The organism is Brevibacillus ruminantium (assembly GCF_023746555.1).
Lineage (GTDB): Bacteria > Bacillota > Bacilli > Brevibacillales > Brevibacillaceae > Brevibacillus > Brevibacillus ruminantium.
In genome coordinates, this window is record NZ_CP098755.1 from 4,319,056 (window position 1) to 4,340,645 (window position 21,590).

22 protein-coding genes are annotated in these 21,590 nt (G+C 47.9%); 6 read left to right on the plus strand and 16 right to left on the minus strand.

Going from position 1 to position 21,590, the window contains the following annotated elements:
* Positions 1-74: 74 nt before the first annotated feature.
* The 13 genes from NDK47_RS21225 to NDK47_RS21285 all read right to left on the minus strand — a co-directional run bounded on the left by NDK47_RS21225 (position 75) and on the right by NDK47_RS21285 (position 14,783).
* Positions 75-509: a hypothetical protein gene (locus NDK47_RS21225; protein WP_251871752.1), complete on the minus strand. Its 435-nt coding sequence runs from the start codon at positions 507-509 to the stop codon at positions 75-77.
* Entirely contained in the window at positions 506-967 is a 462-nt protein-coding gene (locus tag NDK47_RS21230) for a polymorphic toxin type 35 domain-containing protein (RefSeq protein ID WP_251871753.1), read from the minus strand. Before NDK47_RS21230 ends, NDK47_RS21225 begins: the two co-directional genes overlap by 4 nt.
* A gap of 23 nt (positions 968-990) precedes the next feature.
* Complete coding sequence (locus NDK47_RS21235) at positions 991-1,194, minus strand: hypothetical protein (protein ID WP_251871754.1); 204 nt, start codon at positions 1,192-1,194, stop codon at positions 991-993.
* A 203-nt stretch (positions 1,195-1,397) separates the two neighbouring features.
* Positions 1,398-1,796, minus strand: a complete 399-nt coding sequence (locus tag NDK47_RS21240; RefSeq protein ID WP_251871755.1) for a hypothetical protein — start codon at positions 1,794-1,796, stop codon at positions 1,398-1,400.
* A 16-nt stretch (positions 1,797-1,812) separates the two neighbouring features.
* Complete coding sequence (locus tag NDK47_RS27875; RefSeq protein ID WP_407653331.1) at positions 1,813-3,033, minus strand: RHS repeat-associated core domain-containing protein; 1,221 nt, start codon at positions 3,031-3,033, stop codon at positions 1,813-1,815.
* Positions 3,034-3,155: 122 nt separating this feature from the next.
* Positions 3,156-3,401 (minus strand): hypothetical protein, encoded by a 246-nt coding sequence (locus tag NDK47_RS21250; RefSeq protein ID WP_251871748.1) that lies wholly within the window; start codon positions 3,399-3,401, stop codon positions 3,156-3,158.
* A 10-nt stretch (positions 3,402-3,411) separates the two neighbouring features.
* Complete coding sequence (locus tag NDK47_RS21255; RefSeq protein WP_251871756.1) at positions 3,412-4,428, minus strand: RHS repeat-associated core domain-containing protein; 1,017 nt, start codon at positions 4,426-4,428, stop codon at positions 3,412-3,414.
* A gap of 200 nt (positions 4,429-4,628) precedes the next feature.
* Positions 4,629-5,006 carry a hypothetical protein gene (locus NDK47_RS21260; protein WP_251871757.1) on the minus strand — a complete coding sequence of 126 codons (378 nt, stop codon included), beginning with the start codon at positions 5,004-5,006 and terminating at the stop codon, positions 4,629-4,631.
* 10 nt (positions 5,007-5,016) lie between these two features.
* Positions 5,017-6,315, minus strand: a complete 1,299-nt coding sequence (locus tag NDK47_RS21265) for an RHS repeat-associated core domain-containing protein (protein ID WP_251871758.1) — start codon at positions 6,313-6,315, stop codon at positions 5,017-5,019.
* Positions 6,316-6,457: 142 nt separating this feature from the next.
* A complete protein-coding gene (locus NDK47_RS21270) occupies positions 6,458-6,769 on the minus strand; it encodes a hypothetical protein (protein ID WP_251871759.1) in 312 nt (103 codons plus the stop codon).
* Between the two features lie 13 nt (positions 6,770-6,782).
* Positions 6,783-12,326: an RHS repeat domain-containing protein gene (locus NDK47_RS21275; protein ID WP_251871760.1), complete on the minus strand. Its 5,544-nt coding sequence runs from the start codon at positions 12,324-12,326 to the stop codon at positions 6,783-6,785.
* 24 nt (positions 12,327-12,350) lie between these two features.
* Positions 12,351-14,084 carry a hypothetical protein gene (locus NDK47_RS21280; protein WP_251871761.1) on the minus strand — a complete coding sequence of 578 codons (1,734 nt, stop codon included), beginning with the start codon at positions 14,082-14,084 and terminating at the stop codon, positions 12,351-12,353.
* Between the two features lie 246 nt (positions 14,085-14,330).
* Complete coding sequence (locus tag NDK47_RS21285) at positions 14,331-14,783, minus strand: ArpU family phage packaging/lysis transcriptional regulator (protein WP_251871762.1); 453 nt, start codon at positions 14,781-14,783, stop codon at positions 14,331-14,333.
* 185 nt (positions 14,784-14,968) lie between these two features.
* Here NDK47_RS21285 and NDK47_RS21290 point away from each other — a divergent pair, with 185 nt between their 5' ends.
* The 3 genes from NDK47_RS21290 (at position 14,969) to NDK47_RS21300 (ending at position 16,523) form a co-directional block, all read left to right on the plus strand.
* Entirely contained in the window at positions 14,969-15,415 is a 447-nt protein-coding gene (locus NDK47_RS21290) for a helix-turn-helix domain-containing protein (RefSeq protein ID WP_251871763.1), read from the plus strand.
* A gap of 89 nt (positions 15,416-15,504) precedes the next feature.
* Positions 15,505-16,026 carry an ImmA/IrrE family metallo-endopeptidase gene (locus NDK47_RS21295; protein ID WP_251871764.1) on the plus strand — a complete coding sequence of 174 codons (522 nt, stop codon included), beginning with the start codon at positions 15,505-15,507 and terminating at the stop codon, positions 16,024-16,026.
* Between the two features lie 95 nt (positions 16,027-16,121).
* Complete coding sequence (locus NDK47_RS21300; protein WP_251871765.1) at positions 16,122-16,523, plus strand: LexA family transcriptional regulator; 402 nt, start codon at positions 16,122-16,124, stop codon at positions 16,521-16,523.
* A gap of 4 nt (positions 16,524-16,527) precedes the next feature.
* Here NDK47_RS21300 and NDK47_RS21305 read toward each other — a convergent pair whose 3' ends face one another.
* A complete protein-coding gene (locus tag NDK47_RS21305; RefSeq protein WP_251871766.1) occupies positions 16,528-17,277 on the minus strand; it encodes an alpha/beta fold hydrolase in 750 nt (249 codons plus the stop codon).
* A 268-nt stretch (positions 17,278-17,545) separates the two neighbouring features.
* On the opposite strand from NDK47_RS21305, the gene NDK47_RS21310 reads away from it, so the two are divergent.
* On the plus strand, positions 17,546-17,734 hold the full coding sequence (locus NDK47_RS21310; protein WP_251871767.1) for a hypothetical protein: 189 nt from the start codon (positions 17,546-17,548) through the stop codon (positions 17,732-17,734).
* Positions 17,735-17,852: 118 nt separating this feature from the next.
* Here the strand turns inward: NDK47_RS21310 and NDK47_RS21315 are convergent, their stop codons facing one another.
* The gene (locus NDK47_RS21315; RefSeq protein ID WP_251871768.1) at positions 17,853-18,965 is read right to left on the minus strand and encodes a transposase; all 1,113 of its coding nucleotides are present in this window, start codon (positions 18,963-18,965) and stop codon (positions 17,853-17,855) included.
* A gap of 11 nt (positions 18,966-18,976) precedes the next feature.
* Positions 18,977-19,375 (minus strand): IS200/IS605 family transposase, encoded by a 399-nt coding sequence (gene tnpA, locus NDK47_RS21320; protein WP_251871769.1) that lies wholly within the window; start codon positions 19,373-19,375, stop codon positions 18,977-18,979.
* Positions 19,376-19,867: 492 nt separating this feature from the next.
* Between tnpA and NDK47_RS21325 the strand changes: the two genes are divergently transcribed.
* Both NDK47_RS21325 and NDK47_RS21330 read left to right on the plus strand, forming a co-directional pair.
* A complete protein-coding gene (locus tag NDK47_RS21325) occupies positions 19,868-20,818 on the plus strand; it encodes a sugar kinase (protein ID WP_251871770.1) in 951 nt (316 codons plus the stop codon).
* 79 nt (positions 20,819-20,897) lie between these two features.
* Positions 20,898-21,536 (plus strand): bifunctional 4-hydroxy-2-oxoglutarate aldolase/2-dehydro-3-deoxy-phosphogluconate aldolase, encoded by a 639-nt coding sequence (locus NDK47_RS21330; RefSeq protein WP_251871771.1) that lies wholly within the window; start codon positions 20,898-20,900, stop codon positions 21,534-21,536.
* Positions 21,537-21,590 lie beyond the last annotated feature (54 nt).

The window sequence follows — 21,590 nt, forward strand, 5'->3', positions numbered from 1 at the left end:
CGTATTAAATGAAAAAAAGAAACCCCAGACGAGCGTTTGATTACTCGTTTAGGGTTAAGAAAAAATACGCTTTATCAATTTCCGTATCTAGAAAAAATATCTTTTGCAACTTGACTATTCGGCTCAACTTGTAGTACCACACTTGCTATTTCAATAGCTTCTTCTTTGGAGACCAACTTTTCTGGTATAATATGGAAAAACAACAAATATTCTTTTAAGGCTACATCCTCTGGCGATAATTCTGATGCCCTTCTAGAATGAAGCAACGCTGATTTATAAGCTCCTTCGATATGGCACAAAGGATGACTGAGTAAAGACGATGCTAGGTGATGCAAGTCACTTCTTTCTCCCTGAGAATACATTAAAAAGTTAACGAAAGTGTAGCAAACCAAATCACTAGTATCATATGCCAGTTCGTGTAAAAGGTCGCTAAAAGCAGAAAAGTCAATTTTAGACACTTGCTCCTTAGCGGTTAGTAAATCCCCTTTTAGTATCGCCTCTCTTATCATCTCGTTCTCACCCACGAATTTGAAATTCTGATGACGCCATCAATTTTCTGATACGTTACTTCAACAATGTTGTCTCCAATTTGTAGTGACTTGTAGAATGCAGTGTTTTTCCCTCCACTAACTTTCATATAGGTTTGTTCAACACCTTCTTTCATCACCTTAGAAATAATCACCGAAATCGAATCCCAATCTTTTGGATTTTCTACAATTTTATTCCAAGCATGTTTGGGATTCAATATTTTATTGATATTATTTTTATTTAAGGAAGCAACCTCAGGTATAATTTTTGAACTGAAATATTGTAAGTCCGTTTTAAAAAGGAGCTTTCCAGTTTCTTTAGCGGCTTCCTTTGTACCTGCTTTGAAAAGTCCTTTTACTAGCCCACCCAAACCACCAAGATAGGTGAAAGGGTCTTCAAAGCCTTCTAACTCCCTTACTCCATCAACGTACTCAAACATCCCTACAACTTTTTCATTTTCAATTATGAAGTCACCATCGTGGCTATAATCTTGACTCCATTTTGAAGTACTACTATTACACCCTCCACTTCCCGTTGGCCGAGACCATTTACCGTCCGATGACTCGCACCAATGCCAGGGTTCGCTCCGGTTGTTTCGTTGCGGGAGCTGCGCAGGCGGTTTCGCTCATCGAAGCTGTACGTGGTCGACACAGATTGCTCAGGCATGGTAGCTTCGAAGGTCTACCGATTGCCCCGGCTGTTATACGAATAACGATTCGTCCCCGGTGGCATGGATTCCTTTGTCAGGCGGTCAACGTACGGACAGGCCATTTGATGAAATGAATGCAAAAAAAGAAACCCCAGACGAGTAGTTGTTACTCGTTTGGGGCAAAAAATAACAAGTTTTAATACGTACCGATAGTTATTTCTCACTGATATTTATCGTAATTGACTTGAAGTGCAATTTGAACTGCATTTTCTATCTCTCCATTATCTAACGCTGTAGTAATTGCAGTAGAGTCATCTTGCCAATCTGGACCATAAAGCAGCAAGTACTTCGAAAAATTTTCTAACACCGAATACTTATCATCTTCAATCCGTATTAGCTGCTGATAAACTCGAAACATAGTTTCAATGGGCATAGAATCGTTGAAGTCATTATTATTTATGATCCCCTTTAATACAGACGGATTATTGATTAGTTTTAATTCCTCTGCAATACCTGCGATTGCCAAATTGTATTTCAACTCGATTTCTTTTATCTCTTTTTCACCTAAACTACTCCAATTTAGTTTTTGAAGCATCTGAATAGTTTCAATATGTTCCATTAGCAACTCAATCACCTCATTTCGGATAGTAAGTAGAAATACTGATAGTACCATCTTTCAGTTGCATTACATCGTAGCCAACATGTTTACCATTAACTGTTACTGTCCTCTGCAAAGTATTTTTGCTTGGTAGTGATGTATTAGATTTAATTAACGATCTTAAATCCGATAAGATGTTCCCTTCAATCTCATTCATTGTGCCAATTCCCTGTACGCTACCTGTTCTATGGCTCCTGTTGTAACCGTGACCACTGTTAATTCGAACACTGCGCCCTTCAATATTGAACGTACGTCTTAAATGGTCTCCTCTACCAGATACTGAACTTGGAGTTATTGAAACAGTTGATTGTTTAACCGTCCCGTTCGTAACATTCTTACTAGTATTTTTAATTGCACCAATACCGGCAACTGCCCCAGCCCCAGCAGCTCCTAATCCTAAGCCTGGCAAATCGCCCGCCATTTCCCAGGCTTTTACTGACCCATTTTGATACACGATCGTTTTAACTTCTGCCCTATGTTCTGTTGGCACAACGATATCGACTGCATCGCCATAGTCTGCAATATTGTTGGCATTTGCATAAGCGGCAGCCTTTTCTGCCCAATAAAGCATTAGGTCTTCATAGCTACCACCAAAATATCCGCCTGCTCCTTCTGCTGCCTTACGGCCACTCGGATCTACAAACCTCAACGGATTATTATGCACATACGTATACCTATTCAAACTCAGCGGATTATCCACTTGCCCTTTATACGTATCCTCCGAAATAAACCGCCCTACCGTCGGATCGTAATACCTCGCCCGCAGGTAATAAAACCCGGTCTCGTTGTCAAACATCTCGCCGCTGTAAGCAAACGGGTTGGACATCCCCTCCGTCTTGGAAACAATATTCCCCCAGGTGTCGTACTCGTAGCGGTTCAGCTCTTCCCCTTGCTCCCCGACGATTTTCACCACATCGCCGTGGCTGTTGTACAGGTAGTAGCCCTGCTTGTTGGCCGCGGTATCTTTACGGAAGAGCAGTTCGTTGCCCCAGATGTTTCGCGCCTGCAACTGGTTGTTTTTGTCCAGCTCTTCGATGACTTTTCCGTTCAGATAGACATAGCGGGTTTCCTTCCCGCCTGCTGTCCGGGTCGCGCGCAGGCCGTCCGGATGGTAGGTGTAGCTGGCGGTCGCTCCGGTTGTTTCGTTGCTGGCGCTGCGAGGGGTATATTTTAAAGCATTTCGGTACTTACATTCCAACTCATGAAACTAAGAACGGACAGATTCATTCCTCCCCCTCTTCTAGGGCGGCTACATGGACAAAAAACCCAAACGAGTAGTTGTTTACTCGCTTGGGGTAAAAAAATCTGACTTAAAAATTTTTACTCCTTAAATTTATCTGGTAAATACTCCTTTAAAACATAAGCTCTTACCAAATCTTTCAAGTCGTCTTGATAGGATTGAAGTTCTTCTCTTGATGAACAACCTGTTATTCTAAAAATTTCACTATCGACGCAGTTTTTCAATACAAATTCTATACAACCTTCGTATACCATTAGTTCTCCTTCTGAGAGTCTTAGATCAAAAAGAGTAACACTCGCCACTTCTTTGTGTGCTAAATACTCCATATAATCACCTCTATTTCAATAAGCTGTTCAATATGTCTCTGAATTTTTGAATTGATTCCTGAGAAGGTCTAGTCCATTGCCCTCTTTGAATCCTTATCTTGGTATTGTTATCAGGGTTTTTGAATGTGGTAAGATGCTGTCCATCTGGTTCAAATACATGTATTCTACCATTTTGTCCTCTCACAATCCAACGACCATCATCCTGGATAAGGATATCCGCATCTCTTGCTTTTTGTGCATCATTAAACGCAGTTCCTGTTGGTCTACCTTGGCTTTTCCTCTCCAGAGAATGTTGAGAACGCTTTGTATTTGCAGCCCCATTCGCGGAATTCTTACCCGTGTTTTTAAGCGAAGCAGCTGCCGCCCCAGCCCCAGCAGCTCCTAATCCTAACCCTGGCAAATCGCCCGCCATTTCCCAGGCTTTTACTGACCCATTTTGATACACGATCGTTTTAACTTCTGCCCTATGTTCTGTTGGCACAACGATATCGACTGCATCGCCATAGTCTGCAATATTGTTGGCATTTGCATAAGCGGCAGCCTTTTCTGCCCAATAAAGCATTAGGTCTTCATAGCTACCACCAAAATATCCGCCTGCTCCTTCTGCTGCCTTACGGCCACTCGGATCTACAAACCTCAACGGATTATTATGCACATACGTATACCTATTCAAACTCAGCGGATTATCCACTTGCCCTTTATACGTATCCTCCGAAATAAACCGCCCTACCGTCGGATCGTAATACCTCGCCCGCAGGTAATAAAACCCGGTCTCGTTGTCAAACATCTCGCCGCTGTAGGCAAACGGGTTGGACATCTCCTCCTTTTTGGAAACGATATTCCCCCAGGTATCGTACTCGTAGCGGTTTAGCTCTTCTCCCTGCTCCCCGACGATTTTCACCACATCGCCGTGGCTGTTGTACAGGTAGTAGCCCTGCTTGTTGGCCGCGGTATCTTTGCGGAAGAGCAGTTCGTTGCCCCAGATGTTTCGCGCCTGCAACTGGTTGTTTTTGTCCAGCTCTTTCATGACTTTTCTGTTCACTTAAACGTCAGTGTCTGTCTTTGACTAACCATTTCCACAGAAAAAAGCCTACTATTTAACTTTATCAGAACTTAATAACGGTTGACGCGTTGCACCCGGCATTGGAGCCCTACGAGCAGGTACAATCCAAATATAAAAAGAAACCCCAGACGAGTAATCATTTGGGGTCAACTTTAACAACATTTTCACATTTTATGTTCCAATATTTTCACAATCAATTTATATAAAGCAAACTCAAGTGTCCCCCCTTTTTCCATGAAATTCTTTCCTTCTTTACATGCGTTTACTTTATAACCATATCCTTTTTCTTTACACTCAATAGTAAACGTAAAGTTATGATCTGATAACCAATAAAGCATATCTTGCACACTCGGCAGCCATATTCCGCCCGAAATGACTTCCTCAGGTGCTAGCAAGTCTCCTTGTGGTAGAATTCTGCCACCTAATATCCATTCTTCAGCATTATAGGAATAAAAGTCAAAAGGTGCGATTTCTCCTTCATAATAAGTTTTCAGAAACCCCAGTTTATGCAATTCCATTGCTTGCTCTTTAGACAAATACATTTAGGTTCACCTACTTAAGTTTGATTCTCGTGCCTGTAATACTTTTGTGTTTATTGAGGATATAGTTTCCGTATTTATCAGCATCAGTTACCCAGCGAAGTTCATTACCACGTTTTTCAAACACCTTAAATGCTGAATCACCATGACCTGTTGTATCTTTTGCCCAATATAATCCTGTTCGCGGGTCTTGGTAAGCATAAACTGTTTCATTATTAAATTTATAACTGACTTTATTTGCAGCACCAGTTTTAATATCCCATGGTGTAGTAGAATTCTTTAATCCTGCGTAAGACGTCAGTGAGCTAGGATCAAGATTTATTCCTGCCTCAAGATCAGGAAACCCTTTTTCAATTTGGTCAGACATATAACCTTGAAGCAGTCTTGTTCTTAATTTAGACTGAGTGGCTTGGTCCAAACTATAATAGAGTCCATTATCACCACTTACCCATCTTACGTAGTAATAATCTTCTTTATATGTCGCCCAATAATTTTGCTGACCATGACCTGGCCCTGCTATCCCTATATACCCTGTAACATTACCATTCTCGATGACTGGACGGCCTCTGAAGTTCTTATCGTCCCCTAAATATATGCTACTTTCTGAATTGCATCCGCCTCTATGAGCATTATTTCCATTTGCAGAGACACAGTAGTTACCAGTAGGGTCAATATTAGCTAAAGGATTATTATGCACGTACGCATACCGGTTTAGTGAGAGCGGATTATCCACTTGCCCCTTATACGTATCCTCCGAAATAAACCGCCCTACCGTCGGATCGTAATACCTCGCACGCAGGTAATAAAACCCGGTCTCGCTGTCAAACATCTCGCCGCTGTAAGCAAACGGGTTGGACATCCCCTCCGTCTTGGAAACAATATTCCCCCAGGTGTCGTACTCGTAGCGGTTCAGCTCTTCTCCTTGCTCCCCGACGATTTTCACCACATCGCCGTGGCTGTTGTACAGGTAGTAGCCCTGCTTGTTGGCCGCGCTATCTTTACGGAAGAGCAGTTCGTTGCCCCAGATGTTTCGCGCCTGCAACTGGTTGTTTTTGTCCAGCTCCTCGATCACTTTACCGTTCAGATAGACATAGCGGGTTTCCTTTCCGCCTGCTGTCCGTGACGCGCGCAGGCCGTCCGGATGGTAGGTGTAGCTGGCGGTCGCTCCGGTTGTTTCGTTGCTGGCGCTGCGCAGGCGGTTTCGCTCATCGAAGCTGTACGTGGTCGGCGCAGATTGCTCAGGCAGGGTGCCTTCGAAGGTCTGGCGATTGCCGCGGCTGTTATACGAATAACGATTCGTCCCCAGTGGCATGGATTCCTTTGTCAGGCGGTCAGGGTATGGACGGGCCATATAAGCCTTGAATGCAAAAAAGAAACCCCAAACGAGTAGTTGAATCTACTTTTTGGGGTTGCCTCAATAAGATACTTATCACGTATTGTAGTTTATAGTAATACTATTTAGTTCGCATTTCATCCAATAGTTCAATCATTTCAGAAACACTTATCTTAAATCTTGTTTGGGAATGATCTTTTACAAACTCTTCTGAAACAATGTCAATTATCAGCAATTCTTTAGTATTCATTTTTTGGATTAGATATTGGTTTCCTTCAAATTCCCCTTGTTTGAAGTTTTCCAGTTGGAGGAAATTATAGATAATAAAAAAAGTCTCATCATTTATTTCGGTTCTTAAAAAATCCTCCAGTTTTTGGTATAAGAACTCATTATTTAATTCAATAAAATTATTTTTATCAAATTTTTTTTTCATTTGAATCCTCCAATCAATTTTTCGGAAGTTTATCTGGAAAAACAGTCCAAATATTTCCTATTTCGTCGTAAACAATCCTAATCGCACTTTCACCTTTTGAACCAATCACCCTACCTGCGTCAATCCATACTGAAAAAGATTGTTGTCCTTTAGATCCGAAACCATTGTCAACAACGCTCTTAATCATATTAGTATTGTTTTTCGCATTGTTTAGAATTGATTTAACCATTTCTTGTGCTTCTTCAACAGTTCCAACATTGAATTTCCTCCATGAAGATGTATTATTAGCTATATCTAAATGTTTACTTTTAATAACAAATTTGTTTATATCAATTCCTTTTAAAGACGAAATTGCCTTTCCGCTAAGATTAGTCGCAGTCATCAAACCATTAATAGCGGTAATAGTAGCTCTGCCAGAATTACGTACAATTTTTATTCCACCCGCACCTGGAATCAAACCAGATGGATCAGCCATAATTTCAACTGTACTCTTTAATCCCTTGGGGATAGAATCTGGTCCATATTTAATATATCGGTCAATGTACATCTTTCTCGTTTCTTCACTCATTCTATTCCAGTCGAGAAAGGTGAGACCCCAATACCCGCTATCACTTCCAGCATTCTCATTAACATGCCCACTCGGGTCAATAAACCTCAACGGATTATTACTCACATACGTATACCGATTCAAACTCAGCGGATTATCCACTTGCCCCTTATACGTATCCTCCGAAATAAACCGCCCCACCGTCGGATCGTAATACCTCGCACGCAAGTAATAAAACCCGGTCTCGCTATCAAACATCTCGCTGCTGTAGGCGAACGGGTTGGACATCCCCTCCCTTTTGGAAACGATATTCCCCCAGGTGTCATACTCGTAGCGGTTCAGCTCTTCCCCTTGCTCCCCGACGATTTTCACCACATCGCCGTGGCTGTTGTACAGGTAGTAGCCCTGCTTGTTGGCCGCGGTATCTTTGCGGAAGAGCAGTTCGTTGCCCCAGATGTTTCGCGCCTGCAACTGGTTGTTTTTGTCCAGCTCCTCGATCACTTTTCCGTTCAGATAGACATAGCGGGTTTCCTTTCCGCCTGCTGTCCGGGTCGCGCGCAGGCCGTCCGGATGGTAGGTGTAGCTGGCGGTCGCTCCGGTTGTTTCGTTGCTGGCGCTGCGCAGGCGGTTTCGCTCATCGAAGCTGTACGTGGTTGGCGCAGATTGCTCAGGCAGAGTGCCTTCGAAGGTCTGGCGATTGCCGCGGCTGTTATACGAATAACGATTCGTCCCCAGTGGCATGGATTCCTTTGTCAGACGGTCAATTTTGTCGTACTCGTAGGTGTTCGTAGTGCCGTTTCGCTCGATGGCGATGACGTTGCCAAAGGAATACCGCTGCTTTTCTGTCCAGACGGCAGTTCCGTTTTGCAGGTGACGGGTTGTATCCACCTGTCCGAACGAATCTCGCTTGCGCTCCAGGCTGGCGCCGCTTGGATAGGTCAACGTGTAGCTGTCCCCTGTATTGCTCAGCTCATACTGGTAGCGGACGGCTTTCGACGTGCCGCTCTCGCCCGGTATGGTCACCGTTTTCAGCCGCATGGCGTCGTCGTAGCTGTAGGAGACGGCTGCATTGCCGGGGTAGATCAGTTGGTCCATCTGGTCGTCGGCATCCGTGTAGCGAATCTGGTACAGCCGCCCAAAGGCCGTAAAGCTATCCACCCGCTGGAACGGATCGTAGGTGTAGGAAAGCTCGCGGTACAGCGGGCTTGCAGACGAGAGGTTGGGACCGTTGCTGTTCGTTTCCCGCTTTACCAGTGAAGTATTCGGATAGTACTCCTTTGTTTCCTGGTTTTTCACGGTTCCTGCCGCGTTTTTTGTCGTCAGGCGCGCCAGTTCGTAAAAGGGTGTGTAGGCGTACTCATGCCGGTTGCCCGCTTTGTCGGTAAACACCGCGAGATGACCGGTTGGCGTGTAGCCGAAGGTCTCCTCCGCTCCGGAAGGGACGTCCTTCTCGCTGAGCTTCCAGAAAAGTGCGTTGTAGTGATAGCGGGTGGTCAGCGTGTTGTTTTCCGAGACGGTGACCAGATTGCCATATACGTCGTAGCCGTAGTCGTATTCGTTTTTCTCCGGATCTACCAGACGCACCAGCTTGTCGCCGGGATTGTACTGATAGGACCAGGTGCGCGATTTGCCGCTTCGTTCCTGCTCCGTTTTTTGCAGAGGCTGGCGAAACGCATTGTACGCAAAGACGGCGGTTCGTTTTTGGGTTCCGTCTGCAGTCTCTGTCGTTTCCTGCCCCAGTTGCCCGAAGCGGTCGTGGAACTGGGTGATCACCAAACCGTTTGGCGAAAGGCTTCTGTTTGTCTCTGCCTGGATGGTGCGGCCTGCCTCGTCGGTATACGCATTGGCCCGCAGGTAGACGGTCGTACCGATCGGCTCCCGCATTTGCCAGAGCGTGCCGTCGGAGTTGTAGAGATAGACGGTTCCGCGGCTGTCGATCGCATAGGGGGCGGTAGACGACAGGCGCTCTCCATCCGGGGTGAAGGTATTGTACTGCAGCGGGCGAATTTGTCCGTTGGTCCCGACCTGCGCCTCGTACTCCACTTCGCCGTACGGGGTAAAATGGGTAATCTTTTGGGTTCCGTCCGGCAACGTCATGGTCACTTTTCGCTTGTCGTCCTCGTAGCCGTATGTGATGCTTCGGTATTCCTCTTCGTTGGTGAAGTACTCACTCGTCAATCGTCCCAGATAGTCATACTGGTAGAGGGCCGCGCTCTGATCGGGATAAAGACGCCCTGTCACTCTTCCCAGCTCATCATAAGTAAAAAGGTACTGCAGATTGGTTTTGACTTGCGGAGACGTCTCCACCTCCATCTCGATCCGAGTGGGGTACAGACCATACCGGTCGTAGGATTTGATGTACTGGACAAGATGTTTTTCGTCCAGCCCCAGGGTGAGCTGCTGGATCGAGCTGACCAGTTTGTTTTGATAGCTGAAGACCTGAGCAACTGAATCTTTTTTCACTTGCCCGCCCGCCGGATAGGAATAGAGGACGTTGCGCGTCGCGAGCAGCTTTTCACTGTTGTAGGTGTACACTTCCTTGTGAAAATGCTCGGGGTTATCTGCCGCCGTCCGGCTCATCTCCGATAGCTGGCGCAAGTAATACAAAGTATGCGGCAGGTACGTCCATGTGGATGTGTTTCCCTTTGGATCTACAAGCTTGATCAGATCGCCGTAAGCATTGTAGGCGTAAGCGGTCACCTGGGCGTACTGCGGCAGTCTCTTCTTGACGCTGTCCAGTCGGTCCGATGACGGGGCCAGCAGATATTGGTACACATCCACATCTTCTGTGCGGGCAGGCTGTTTTCCGGCAAATTCATAGCTGTACGCCGGTTTGGTCTCTCTGCCCTGATACAGGTGGCTTACGTACGAAACCGGATGATACCGATACGTTTTGCCGCCTTCTGTCAGGTTCAGGCTGCCCTCGATTTGATCGATATTGGCACCTGTGCCGATATAGCTTTTTGCAGAGCGGAGCAAAAAGTTCTTGTCTGGATTAAGCGCAAAGGTTTTTTCCTGGCTCGGCACCCCCTCCTGTACAGTCTGCGATACGGCAACAGCACCGTCGCGAATGGTCTGATTTTTCAGTCGAACCGAGTCATCCTTCTTTGACTTCCAGATTTCTTTGCTGGTTAGAGGGTAGTAGATCGTTTTGGCATACGTTTCTGTTTTCGGCCGGTTGGGATGCGGGGTCTTGGCAAAACGGATGTTGACCGCTGTAACCGGGTGATACGTCGTGTAGGTCAGCTTTTCCTTGTCATGGTAGAGGCGGGCGACGCCGCGACTGAGAAAATCCGGCTCATTTGGCTGGTAGGGGCTGTAGGTGTACGTCATCGTCAATCCCTCTACCGGGTATCTCACCTGGCGGAGCAGCTTGTAGGTGATCTGTCCGCGAGTGTGCGTATCCTCACTGTGATACGTGGCATTTTCCATCCCCTTGTAGTCGAGCGGGATGACCTTGTTTGTGGCCGGCAAATAGTAGGAAGCGCGAAGATTAAACTCCGTCGTACCGAATACGGTCGGATCGAGGTAGCTGTATTCGGCGATCAGCTTGCTGCCGCTTCCTTTCGTATCACGCTCAATGATCCTGTCAGTAGCTGTTGCCGTTCCTCCCCAATCGTACTCGATATGTTTGAGCAGCTTGGTTTTCGTAGCGTCGGCATATAGCTTGAGATAGGTGATCACACCGTTCGGGTTCATCTCGATATAGCGTCCGACGCTGTCAGTGATCTGGATCGGTTTGCCGTTTTTCGGGAATTTGTAGACGATCGTATCGCCGTAGACATTGGTTTTCGTGACCACATCAGTGGCTTCATACTTTTCTTGATCCATATCCTCTTTGGAAAAGGTGTAGGAGTAGCCGTTGTACAGCAGGGTGACAATCTCCTTTTTCCCGTTTTCCGTTTTTCCTTTCCCGTAACCGGACATTACAGCGCCCTGATAGGGATAATTCACCCAGTCCCCTTTTTCCGAAGAAGACTCCAGCACGGTGCCATCGTCCAGTGTAAAGATATAGCGTTTTCCCACATAGCTGGAGCCGCACGTGTATTCGGGGCGCGTGCCGACATACTCGCAACTGGCATCCACTTTTTCAATCTCCTCAAACATCGGCAGATTGAGCTTCCATCCCCGGGGCATATGGTAGGTATTCACATATTTCATATCGCTCTTTGTGCGATTTCCATTGTAGCTGTAATAATACCGCTCTTGAATCGCATCAAACTGGGAATACCTGCGCTCGAGCTTCAGATCCAAGCCGTGTTTTCCTTCGAGATACAGGTCGGTTTCCGCCACGTTGGACATACGGTGTACTTCGTCGACAGGCGCATCGATGTTTCGCTTGTATTGGTAGGTCAAACCTTCAGGATCATAGACGGCATCCGGCAAATCCGGCACGGCGGACGGAGCCGCGTTTGACGCTTCCCGATTTGTCTCTGTTTTGGATGGTGCAAGCCCCTCCTCTTTTTGTACGGATGGCATCTGCTGAGCATCGCTCTGTCGTTCCGTCTGTTTCCACTGCTGGTAGCGCTCGCCGGCAACGGGAACGAGTTTTGCCAAAAGACTGTATGATTGGGCGGAGAGGCTGGCGACTTTCTCCATGACGACCTGATCGGACCAGCCGTACTTCTCTACTTTTTCCTCGTGTGACAAAAGCCGATCTGCTTGCGGGTAGAACCAGGCGACGATCTGCAGGCTGGTTCGGTCCAGCTCATTTTTCAGCAGAATCGCCGTCTGGGCAGAAATCGGCTCCCACGGCATCGCCTTTATCTCATCATCCGTGTAAGCGGGGATTTCATCAGGTGCAAGTTCGTTGACAGAAGCTCCCTTGCTGCCTGGACTTGCAGCAAATTGCGCCAGCCACTCTTTGGTGTCCGGCATCCTTTCCCTCTTGTTGACCATGACCGCATTCTTTTCCCAGCCTGGCCCCTGTGCCTGTACCGCCGCCGGCAGCAGCAAGGACAAGGCCAAAAATACCTGCATACTTTTCAAAGCTGCTTTTTTTATCCGCATGGATTTGCCTCCTTCTTTTTCGTTTTATTTGCGAATGACTTTTCGAAGCAGATTTCCGTTGTTGTCATAAAAAAACTCCGTGATCACCTTGTCATTCTGTTTCATCTGAACAAGCTGTCCCTTTTCGTTGTACACGTATTCGACACCGAGATAGCGGACAGCCAGCCGTGCGTGAACAGCTCTTCCTCCCCACCCTTTCACGCTGAGGAAATAATCCCGTCCTCCATCCAGGAGCAGGGTCAGGCTGGAAAAGGGTGGTTTGGGACCGTCATCATTGGTCGCCAGATGACGGGTGAGCTGATAATCCTCGTAGACGGACAGCACGGTGTCACTGGTTCCCTCTGCCGGGTTCCCCCCAAAGTAATCGGTGAACAGCTCGTAGGTACCGGTGGCAGGCGGGGTAAATTTGATAATCCGCTGCTGCGAAGCCGCCACGTCCAGATCGCGCGGAGCCTGCAAGCTGACCGCTTCGGTATCGGTGAAGTCAAAAGCGAACGGATTGGTCGTCACATCCTGGATCGCTCCAACGATGTTCTTTTTGGCAATCGTGATGCTTGCATCGGCGATATCATCCTTGTTTTCATGAGACAGCGCCTTCCCCTGAAAACGGATCGCAAGCTGTGTGCCGCTTAGTCTAACCACCTCTGCACGCAAGCCTTCGGGGAGGCGATTTACCTGCACACCGTCCGTGATGCTGGGGACAAATACGCTGTTCATCAGGGTCACTTTCTGCTCCATCGCGATACTGCCATCGTTCGCCGCCGCTTCGCGCAATACGGGAACTTCGGCTTTGATTTGCGCATCTGCAGCGACGGTCAGCCGGGCACGCACGCTTTCATCCGGCTCATCGAACACGTATGCCCGGTGGACGACGTAGAGATAATACGCGGTTCCTCCAGTGAGCCTGGCAGAGATTTCGGAAAATACGGTATCCTCCGATGCGTCATCGTTGAGATCGACCAGCCGCTGCATGAGATCGTCCGCGAACAGCATCAGGATGGTGTCATTTGGCGCACCCGTACCTCCGTAGGGGCCGGTGAAGATGCGGTAATTCCCCGTGACAGGGGGGATGATTTTGTAGCCGGCTGCCTCACCCTTGGGAAGACTAAGGTCAATGGCGCTTCCCCAGGCCAATTCGGGAGGACTGCTCAGCAGCAAGTGGTACCGGGCTGTCGTGCTGTAGTGCTGATCCAGGCTTAGCACGATGACATAGTACGTGGTATGGGCTTTCGCCTGAAACTCGACGATTTCATCGGCTCCCGGCTCACTGTTGGCGCTTCCGCCCACGATTTCCGATCCCTCCAGCACGACCAGATCGTAGTTTTTTCCGGCAGGAACCCCCAGTTTGACAGTCATCAGACCGGACTGACTGCCCGAGTCAAACCTGTAGTAGTCCACATCATTTGCCGACGACAGCAGTGACAGGTAGAGTTGTCCCCGCTTGATCGGGTAGGCGCTGGCGGCATCGTTGTTCGGCTCAAAGTTGTCGCGGAACCCAGCATTGGCCGCGGACGACTGCTGCAGGGATAGCGGCGGCGTCTGTTTCCGTTTGGAAATGTAGTTCATCAGCTCCTGCGCCTTTTCTTCACTTACAGGCTCGTATTTCAGATCAGGGCTCGTTTGGAACAGCTTCGGCAGTTCCTGGGCCGAAGCCGTCATTCGAGGAATTGGCATCGACGAGATCGTGACGAGCATGACAAGCGCCCAGGAGCAAACAAGCGCGCACCACCGCCAGTTGTTTCTCAGATTTGTTTTCATTCCTTGGTCTCCCACCTTTTCTTTGAATTTGTGTGTTCGCAGGACATGTTTTTACCTGCGTTGCGCATGGCAACGGGTAAAAAAGGCAAACAAAAAAGAGCCGAAATCGGCCCCCAGGTCTATGAAAATGAATCTGCTCACCATTTTTCCATGACTCCCTCCTCCTTTCTGTTGGTGTCACTATCATCCTAGCAGCTTGCTTTCCAAAATGTGTTCCACAACTGTTTCAAAATCATCTCATCCCGGTCATGCCTGCGCTTCGGTGAATACTTCTATGCCGAGACCGCAAGCCAGCTTGCGAAAAGCGCTGTTCCGTACCCGATAGTACGAGGAATGGGTCAGATTCAGCATGATATACGCTTCGATGTCAGTGCGGTCTTCCCCGTCAAACCAGCGGGTCATGATCAGCTCCCGCTCGCGCGAAGAGAGGCGCCGAACCGCACGGAGTATTTGCTCCACATACTCGCGCCTCTCCTGCTCAATCGTCGCATTGCGAATCGCGACCTGCTCCGTGCTGCTGCGAAAACGGTTCGTTGTCGACACCGGCGTAGTCTGCCATCCGGCTGTGGTTCTCGCCTCCATTCCCGGATGAAACCCCATACGGATAAAATCGCGTGCCAAATCAAGCGTTTTTTTCACTCTGCGCTGTGTCGCAGGCCAATTTACTTGTACGGTAGGAACGGCAAACCATGCTTCCATTATTCTCACTCCTTAATTACAGGATTTTTGTACTTTTCCACCTTTATACAGGACAACCCGATCATAAAATACAAATATCTTGTATGTCAATAGAGTAAATACAAAAATTTTATATACTATTCCCTAATTATCTCCAATGTTGTACAATGTATTTGTACCTACTCACAGGAAGGAATGGTTCGTTCATGCTCTCCCAGCGATTGCGAACGGCCCGCAGGGCAAAAGGACTGACGCAGGAAGAACTGGCGGAAAAGGTCCGGACCACCAAGGGGACCATTAGCAACTACGAAAATAATCACAGTTCACCGCCCAACGAGATGCTGACACAGCTTGCGGATATCCTGCATGTCTCGACGGACTGGCTGCTCGGCCGTGTAGACGACGTCTCTGCTGCTTCCGCAGATGCGGCCGTAACGGGTGCCAATCGGACGCTGGACGATTTGCTTCAGGAAAAAATCGATGACCCGGACGACTATTACTTTCTCGACGGCTACCTGGAAGCTTCCGAGGAGGAGAAAAAAGAAATACGCCGGTATTGGTACGATTTGAAAAAGCAGATGAAGATCCAACGGGTAAAGGAGTCTCGTCCGCCATCCCTGTATGACATTACGGAAAAACGAAAGAATGAATAGTAGGAAACGCCAAATAAAAAAGCCCCGTTAAAAGGGGCAATCTTTTCGGACAAGAAACGAACATACGTTCCTTCAGGAGGTTTATTTCGATGTTCTCTCTCGTTGTCGATGCACTCCAGCCGCAAACCTGGCTGGAATCCCGCGTCTATCAGCTGTTGGAGCTTCACGACATCCGGCAGCCGGAAGATATACAACTGACTGAGCTATGCCTGGCATATGGAATTGAGCTGTGGGATATCGACGGTCGCAGTCGCGCACATCCACATCCTTTCTTGCCTGACCGGTTTGTCATCGCTGTTGATCAACGCCTGTCGGTGCCCGAGCGACGCGAAAAGATCGCCCACGAACTGGGACATCTGCTGCTGCACGAAGGCATTCAGCCCTGGAGCGGCGAAACGATGATCGGGATGCAGGAAGCACAAGCCAATCACTTTGCCGAGCATCTGCTGCTGCCTTATCCTATGTTTGTCCCTTTATTGGATCATTGCACCCGTTATGAAGCACCTTCGCTTCTGGCCAGCGCTTTTCGCGTGCCTCTCTCGCTGGCTCAAAAGAGGTTTGACCGTTTGCTGGGCAGAATGTATGCAAAGGGGCATCCGGTCATCTGGTGATTGTTTGCGCAAAACCGATGAGTAGGTAGAAGACCGGTCGGTGGCAGGCTTGTCCGGCAAGCTGTCACGAACGGCTTCTGCTGAAAGGAGGAACTATGAAAAAAGTATTTTTGGCGGGGGACGCCTTCAGTTCCCATTTTTTCGACCTTTCGCTGGACGAAGAGGAGCTTTCGCTGATGTCGTGGATTCCGATCGCCAGTTATCATGTGGCTCGCTTCGCTTTGATCATGAGGGACAATGGTTTGCAGGGCTTGGGGATATCCCCGGGAGATGGACTGCTGATCTCCGACTACTCGCTGGAGCCGATCATCGGCAGACCCGTCATGGTCCGACAGGAGGGACAGTACATCATTCGCGTGGCGACCGAAGTGAATCCTGTAGAATGCGTCTTTTCCTGCACCGACGACCATCCTCCTTTAATCCTTCCCTCTGAAAATATCCGCATTGTGGGCGTCGTTTCGGGGATCATTTCCCAACCGAAGATTCATCAAGGCTAAGGTATCATTTCCCCGGTATATCGAGTACTGACTTCATCCACCCTCTGAGAAGAGCGGTTGTTTGTTGCCATTGATCCTCCGGCGAGATGACAGCAGGCTGGTCCCCCTTTTGGGCTCCGTAGCTTCCAAACTGGGCGTGATTTCCCCCGGGTATGGCAAGGTAGGTGGTATGATCGGGCAAAAATTGCCGTGCTTTTTCGTACTCCGTCCGGTTCATCACCCCGTCCCGGGAGCCGATCAGCGACAACACGGGCAACCCACTTTCTTTCAAATTCCCTTTTTGATCGGGATAGGACGCGAGCAGGAAAACGCCCGCGACTTTCTCGGGATGGACCGCGGCATAGCGGGCTGCCATCACGCCGCCCAGTGAGTGTCCCCCGATGACGAAGGTTTCCTTTGGATAGCCTTTCAGGACATCATCGGCTCGATCTACACCGGTAATCGCGAGGTTCATCGGCATTTTGACGATGACGGTCCGATGGCCGGACAACGCCAAAAGGCGGGCAATCGGGGCATAGCTTTCCGGTCCGACCAGTCCGCCTGGATAGAAAATCACACCCGGCGGATTGTTTTCGCCCCCTTCAAAGATAATCAGCCCTTCCACCTCCTCAACCTTGACACCGTTTCCGGACTTCATCGCTTGCATGGCAGCCTCATCCGGGCGGTATGGGTCAAGAAACCAGGCGATCGCGGCAACCAGCAGCGCTATGATTATAAATACATACAGCAGATATCGTAAAAAGCGTTTCTTCATCGTAAGCGCCCCCTTTCGCCATGCTTCATTTTCCTTCCAATAGTATGCACCACTCCCGTCTTTGTGTGCACAACAGAGGGAAAAGCTGGTCTGATGACGTGCGTCCGCCGCCCTGCTAAGAACGAAACGACGTAGAGGACGGCGCTGCCGTTGAAGATTCCGGCGAAGAGAGGCCGTGTTTTGGGGACAAAATAGTTAAAATCAGGAGCAACATCACGCAGAAGAAAACGTCTACTATTATATAAAGTGTTATCAAGGAGGGATTTGTATGCCAATGTGGGCCTTCCTCTTAACGATTTTTGGCGGCTTGATGGCGTTTGCTGTGATGTATGACCGTGTGAAGAAGAGGAAAAAGACTATTCCCCAAAAGATAAGCAGCTCTCAGATTATGTATACAGAGAACTATCTAAATGAAGTGCGCAATGATATGAATACTGGACAGCATTCCCATTTGTGAACTACCCACCACTTAAAACCTTACGGTTTTTGAAGTGGGGGCTTCTCGACTTATCGTTGCTTTTAGTAGCCAACGAAAACTGACCGAGCTATCCCTCTCGTTCCAAGAGTTCTTTTTGCTATACCAACGCTAATAAGCGTAATCCTTCACGTTTGATGTTGATAGAAGCGTTCCAATCTCTGTCTGCCACAAAACCACAATCACAGTGGAATTTACGCTCAGAAAGGGATAGAGACTCTTTTACTTGACCACAACATGAGCAAGTTTTGGATGATGGAAACCATTTATCTATTTTGATAAGCTTTTTCCCTTTCTCTTCTAACTTGTACCCAAGAAATGTCGTGAACATGCCCCAGGCATGATCAGCAACGCTTTTCCCGAAATGGAGTGCTTGAGACATTCCTTTCATGTTGAGGTCTTCGATAACCACGCAGTCATACAGTTTCACTAATTTGTGCGATTCCTTATGGAGAAAGTCCTTTCGTTGGTTCGCAATTTTTTCATGTAGCTTCGCTACTTTCAGACGTTGTTTGTGCCAACGACTAGAGCCTTTCTTTCTACGTGATAAAATACGCTGCTCCTTCGCTAATTTTTCCAAGGCTTGGCGATAGAAACGAGGGTAATTGGCTGTCTCACCTTCTTCACTATCGACAAATAAGCCATTCATGGAAAAATCTAAGCCAACAACAGCTTGCACTTCTTTTTGTACAGGTTGATGTTCGTATTCAGTGAGAATAGAAACATAGTATTTTCCTGTTTTTGTTCGAGAAACCGTACAAGACTTGATCATATGAAGCGACGGAATTTCCCGATGTTGCTTCATTTTCACAAGTTTCAGTTTCGGCAATTTGATATAGCCATCCAAAAGCATAATGTTTCCGTTTACCACATTGGTTGTGTAGGATTGTCCTGCCTTACGGTTTTTGAACTTCGGAAATTCAGCACGACCAGAGAAGAAGTTTTTGTATGCCTTCTGCAAATTCAGTTGGGCGTTCGCCAATGCGAGACTATCTACTTCTTTGAGCCATGCAAACTCCTCCTTATACTTAGCAGGAGTAGGAAACTTTTGTTTCTTTAGCGCTTCTTTGTCACCCTTGAATTGTTCATATGTTTCCTTTCGTTCAGCTAACATTTTGTTGTAGACGAAACGAACACAACCGAAGGTTTTGGCAAGGAGTTTCTCTTGTTCTTGCGTTGGATACAGACGGAACTTATATGCTTTGTTTGCCATATCGAATCACCTCACTTTACACCTTGATTTTCTATATATTTTTTTATCACTTCAATGGGAGCACCACCTGTTGTAAGCAAACAAAAACTCCTTGACCAAAAATACTCTTTCCACAGTTTCTTTTTCACCTGTGGAAAATGCTTTTTGATACGTCGTGAACTTGCACTTTTATAGGCATTGATGAACTTTGACATTTCAGTATTCGGATGTGCTTTGAACAAAATATGCACATGGTCAATATCGTGATTCCATTCGACTAAGGAAATATTGTAACTTTCGCCCAATCGAACAAACATATTTTTTGCATAGTCAGATATGGTATCATCCATCACTTTTCTGCGATATTTTATGACCAGAACAAGATGATAATACAATAGGAATACTGAATGATTATTATTGTCTAATTTCATTTATATAACAGCCCTTCTTTTATCTAAGACTGATTGTATCATGGCACAAAAAAAGAGACAACTTTAGGCTACGCCTAACCGAAATTCATCCCCCACTTTCACTGTTGCTAAAAGCACCTTCACGTTTAGAAGTGGGAGACTTCTTTCGGAGGAAAGTTAAAAGCCCTTTTTTGATATCTCCCCTTTACGTTGACAGTAAAAAGGAAGTTCCTTGCTGTTGACCTGGAGGGGCTTTTTCATGACTTTCTTTCATAGAGCTTGGAGCCAAGGCTTTTCGTTTGCAGCCCGGTTATGATTGACAAAGATGACAGTCTATTTTTACAATTAGTTGATGAAACAAATTAGGAACATTGTTCCACGATACGGAACGTCTAGATGAACCGCTTGATGTCTCTGGAAAATACCGTGGTAAACATGAAAGATGCCACTGGCAGCCAGGACGGATAAATGATCGCCGTATCACGATAATTGCACACCCTGGAGGATACGCTTATGGACGTCGTCACCTTTGGAGAGACCATGGTCCTGTTTACGCCGGAGAGCACCGGTCTGATGCGCTATGCGCACACGTTTTCGAGAAAATTTGCCGGATCTGAAACCAATTTTGCCATTGGGCTTGCCAGACTGGGGCATCGTGTCGGCTGGATCAGCCGAGTGGGAGACGATGAGCTTGGGAAAGCCCTGCTTTCTTTTGTCCGCGGGGAAGGGATCGATACGAGCTGCGTCCGTTTTGACCCGGAAGCACCTACGGGCGTTTTTTTTAAAGAGCTCCGAAATGCAAGCGATATCAATGTGTACTACTACCGCAAGGGGTCTGCCGCTAGCCGCATGACATCCGCCGATCTGGACGAAGCCTACCTCTCCCGGGCCCGCTTCCTCTTTGTTTCCGGGATTACACCGGCTCTGAGCGAGAATTGCCGTGAAATGACGCTGGACGCAATCCGCATGGCAAAAGCAAAAGGGTTGACCATCGTCTTTGATCCCAACCTGCGGCGGAAGCTGTGGTCAGAAGAACAGGCTCGCGAAACATTATTAACCATCGCTTCGCAGGCGGACATCATCCTGCCAGGTGTATCGGAAGGTGCTTTTTTGTTCGGAGAAAGCGATCCGCACAAGCTGGGTCAGCTCTTTCTCGACGCGGGCGCCAAGCTGGTGGTCTTGAAGCTCGGAAAAGCGGGGGCTCATTACTTTACACCGGATGAAAATCGGCTGATGCCGGGATTTCACGTAGAGCGGGTCGTTGATCCGGTCGGGGCCGGAGACGGGTTTGCTGCCGGCTTTGTCTCCGGACTGCTGGATGGCTTGCCAATCGCAGATGCAGTGGTTCGGGCCAATGCCGTCGGAGCGATGGTCACGATGGTAAACGGCGATATCGAGGGTCTGCCAGAGCGATCGGATGTAAAACGGTTTATCGAGGCGACCGGCGAAGACGTGCTGAGATGAACATGCAGAAAGTAATGAAAAAGAGTACGAGCTTGTCAAATAGAAGGGAGAGCTTGTCAAATAGAAGGGAGAGCTTGTCATGACGAAGTTGCAAAAAATCCTCGATAGCGGGATCGTGGCCGTAATCCGTGGCGCCCAGCCGGAAAAAACGATGGCAGTGGCCAACGCGCTTTTGGAAGGCGGCGTCACCACCCTGGAAATTACGATGGAAACCCCCAAGGTGCTTACTTTGATCGAACAAATCGCTTCCGAATACGGCGACAAGCTGGTGGTTGGTGCCGGTACGGTATTGGACCCGGAAACGGCCCGGGCTGCGATTCTGGCCGGAGCGCAGTTTATCTTTTCACCCACCGTCAACCCGGAGACGATCCGCATGACCAAACGTTACGGTATTGTCAGCATCCCCGGTGCGTTGACCCCGACAGAGATCTTGACCGCCTATGAACACGGCGCCGATGTGATCAAGGTTTTCCCGGCCAATGTATTCGGTCCGGGGTACTTGAAAGACATTCGCGCCCCGTTGCCTCATATTCCCTTGATGCCCACCGGAGGAGTGGATCTCTCCAATGCAGCCGCCTATATTCAAGCGGGGGCCGTTGCACTCGGCGTAGGAAGCTCCCTCGTCAGCTTTCGCGGGGAGATCGATGATGCTTTCCTGTCCAATCTGACAAAAACAGCACGTCAGTTTGTGCAGACGGTGAAGGAAGCGCGCTCATAAATATAGTTGACTTCCTTTTTTTTACATGATATGATCAGACCCATACGAAATCGG

Bases quoted from the DNA above. Each gene is read 5' to 3' on its own strand.
- NDK47_RS21280 (WP_251871761.1), bottom strand. From the start codon at position 14,084: ATGAAAACAAATCTGAGAAACAACTGGCGGTGGTGCGCGCTTGTTTGC.
- NDK47_RS21330 (WP_251871771.1), top strand. From the start codon at position 20,898: ATGACGAAGTTGCAAAAAATCCTCGATAGCGGGATCGTGGCCGTAATC.
- NDK47_RS21310 (WP_251871767.1), top strand. From the start codon at position 17,546: ATGCCAATGTGGGCCTTCCTCTTAACGATTTTTGGCGGCTTGATGGCG.
- NDK47_RS21325 (WP_251871770.1), top strand. From the start codon at position 19,868: ATGGACGTCGTCACCTTTGGAGAGACCATGGTCCTGTTTACGCCGGAG.
- NDK47_RS21275 (WP_251871760.1), bottom strand. From the start codon at position 12,326: ATGCGGATAAAAAAAGCAGCTTTGAAAAGTATGCAGGTATTTTTGGCC.
- NDK47_RS21230 (WP_251871753.1), bottom strand. From the start codon at position 967: ATGTTTGAGTACGTTGATGGAGTAAGGGAGTTAGAAGGCTTTGAAGAC.
- NDK47_RS21270 (WP_251871759.1), bottom strand. From the start codon at position 6,769: ATGAAAAAAAAATTTGATAAAAATAATTTTATTGAATTAAATAATGAG.
- NDK47_RS21290 (WP_251871763.1), top strand. From the start codon at position 14,969: ATGCTCTCCCAGCGATTGCGAACGGCCCGCAGGGCAAAAGGACTGACG.
- NDK47_RS21295 (WP_251871764.1), top strand. From the start codon at position 15,505: ATGTTCTCTCTCGTTGTCGATGCACTCCAGCCGCAAACCTGGCTGGAA.
- NDK47_RS21265 (WP_251871758.1), bottom strand. From the start codon at position 6,315: ATGCCACTGGGGACGAATCGTTATTCGTATAACAGCCGCGGCAATCGC.
- NDK47_RS21225 (WP_251871752.1), bottom strand. From the start codon at position 509: ATGATAAGAGAGGCGATACTAAAAGGGGATTTACTAACCGCTAAGGAG.
- NDK47_RS21255 (WP_251871756.1), bottom strand. From the start codon at position 4,428: ATGAAAGAGCTGGACAAAAACAACCAGTTGCAGGCGCGAAACATCTGG.
- NDK47_RS21250 (WP_251871748.1), bottom strand. From the start codon at position 3,401: ATGGAGTATTTAGCACACAAAGAAGTGGCGAGTGTTACTCTTTTTGAT.
- NDK47_RS21235 (WP_251871754.1), bottom strand. From the start codon at position 1,194: ATGCCTGAGCAATCTGTGTCGACCACGTACAGCTTCGATGAGCGAAAC.
- NDK47_RS21300 (WP_251871765.1), top strand. From the start codon at position 16,122: ATGAAAAAAGTATTTTTGGCGGGGGACGCCTTCAGTTCCCATTTTTTC.
- NDK47_RS21285 (WP_251871762.1), bottom strand. From the start codon at position 14,783: ATGGAAGCATGGTTTGCCGTTCCTACCGTACAAGTAAATTGGCCTGCG.
- NDK47_RS21240 (WP_251871755.1), bottom strand. From the start codon at position 1,796: ATGGAACATATTGAAACTATTCAGATGCTTCAAAAACTAAATTGGAGT.
- tnpA (WP_251871769.1), bottom strand. From the start codon at position 19,375: ATGAAATTAGACAATAATAATCATTCAGTATTCCTATTGTATTATCAT.
- NDK47_RS21260 (WP_251871757.1), bottom strand. From the start codon at position 5,006: ATGTATTTGTCTAAAGAGCAAGCAATGGAATTGCATAAACTGGGGTTT.
- NDK47_RS21305 (WP_251871766.1), bottom strand. From the start codon at position 17,277: ATGAAGAAACGCTTTTTACGATATCTGCTGTATGTATTTATAATCATA.
- NDK47_RS21315 (WP_251871768.1), bottom strand. From the start codon at position 18,965: ATGGCAAACAAAGCATATAAGTTCCGTCTGTATCCAACGCAAGAACAA.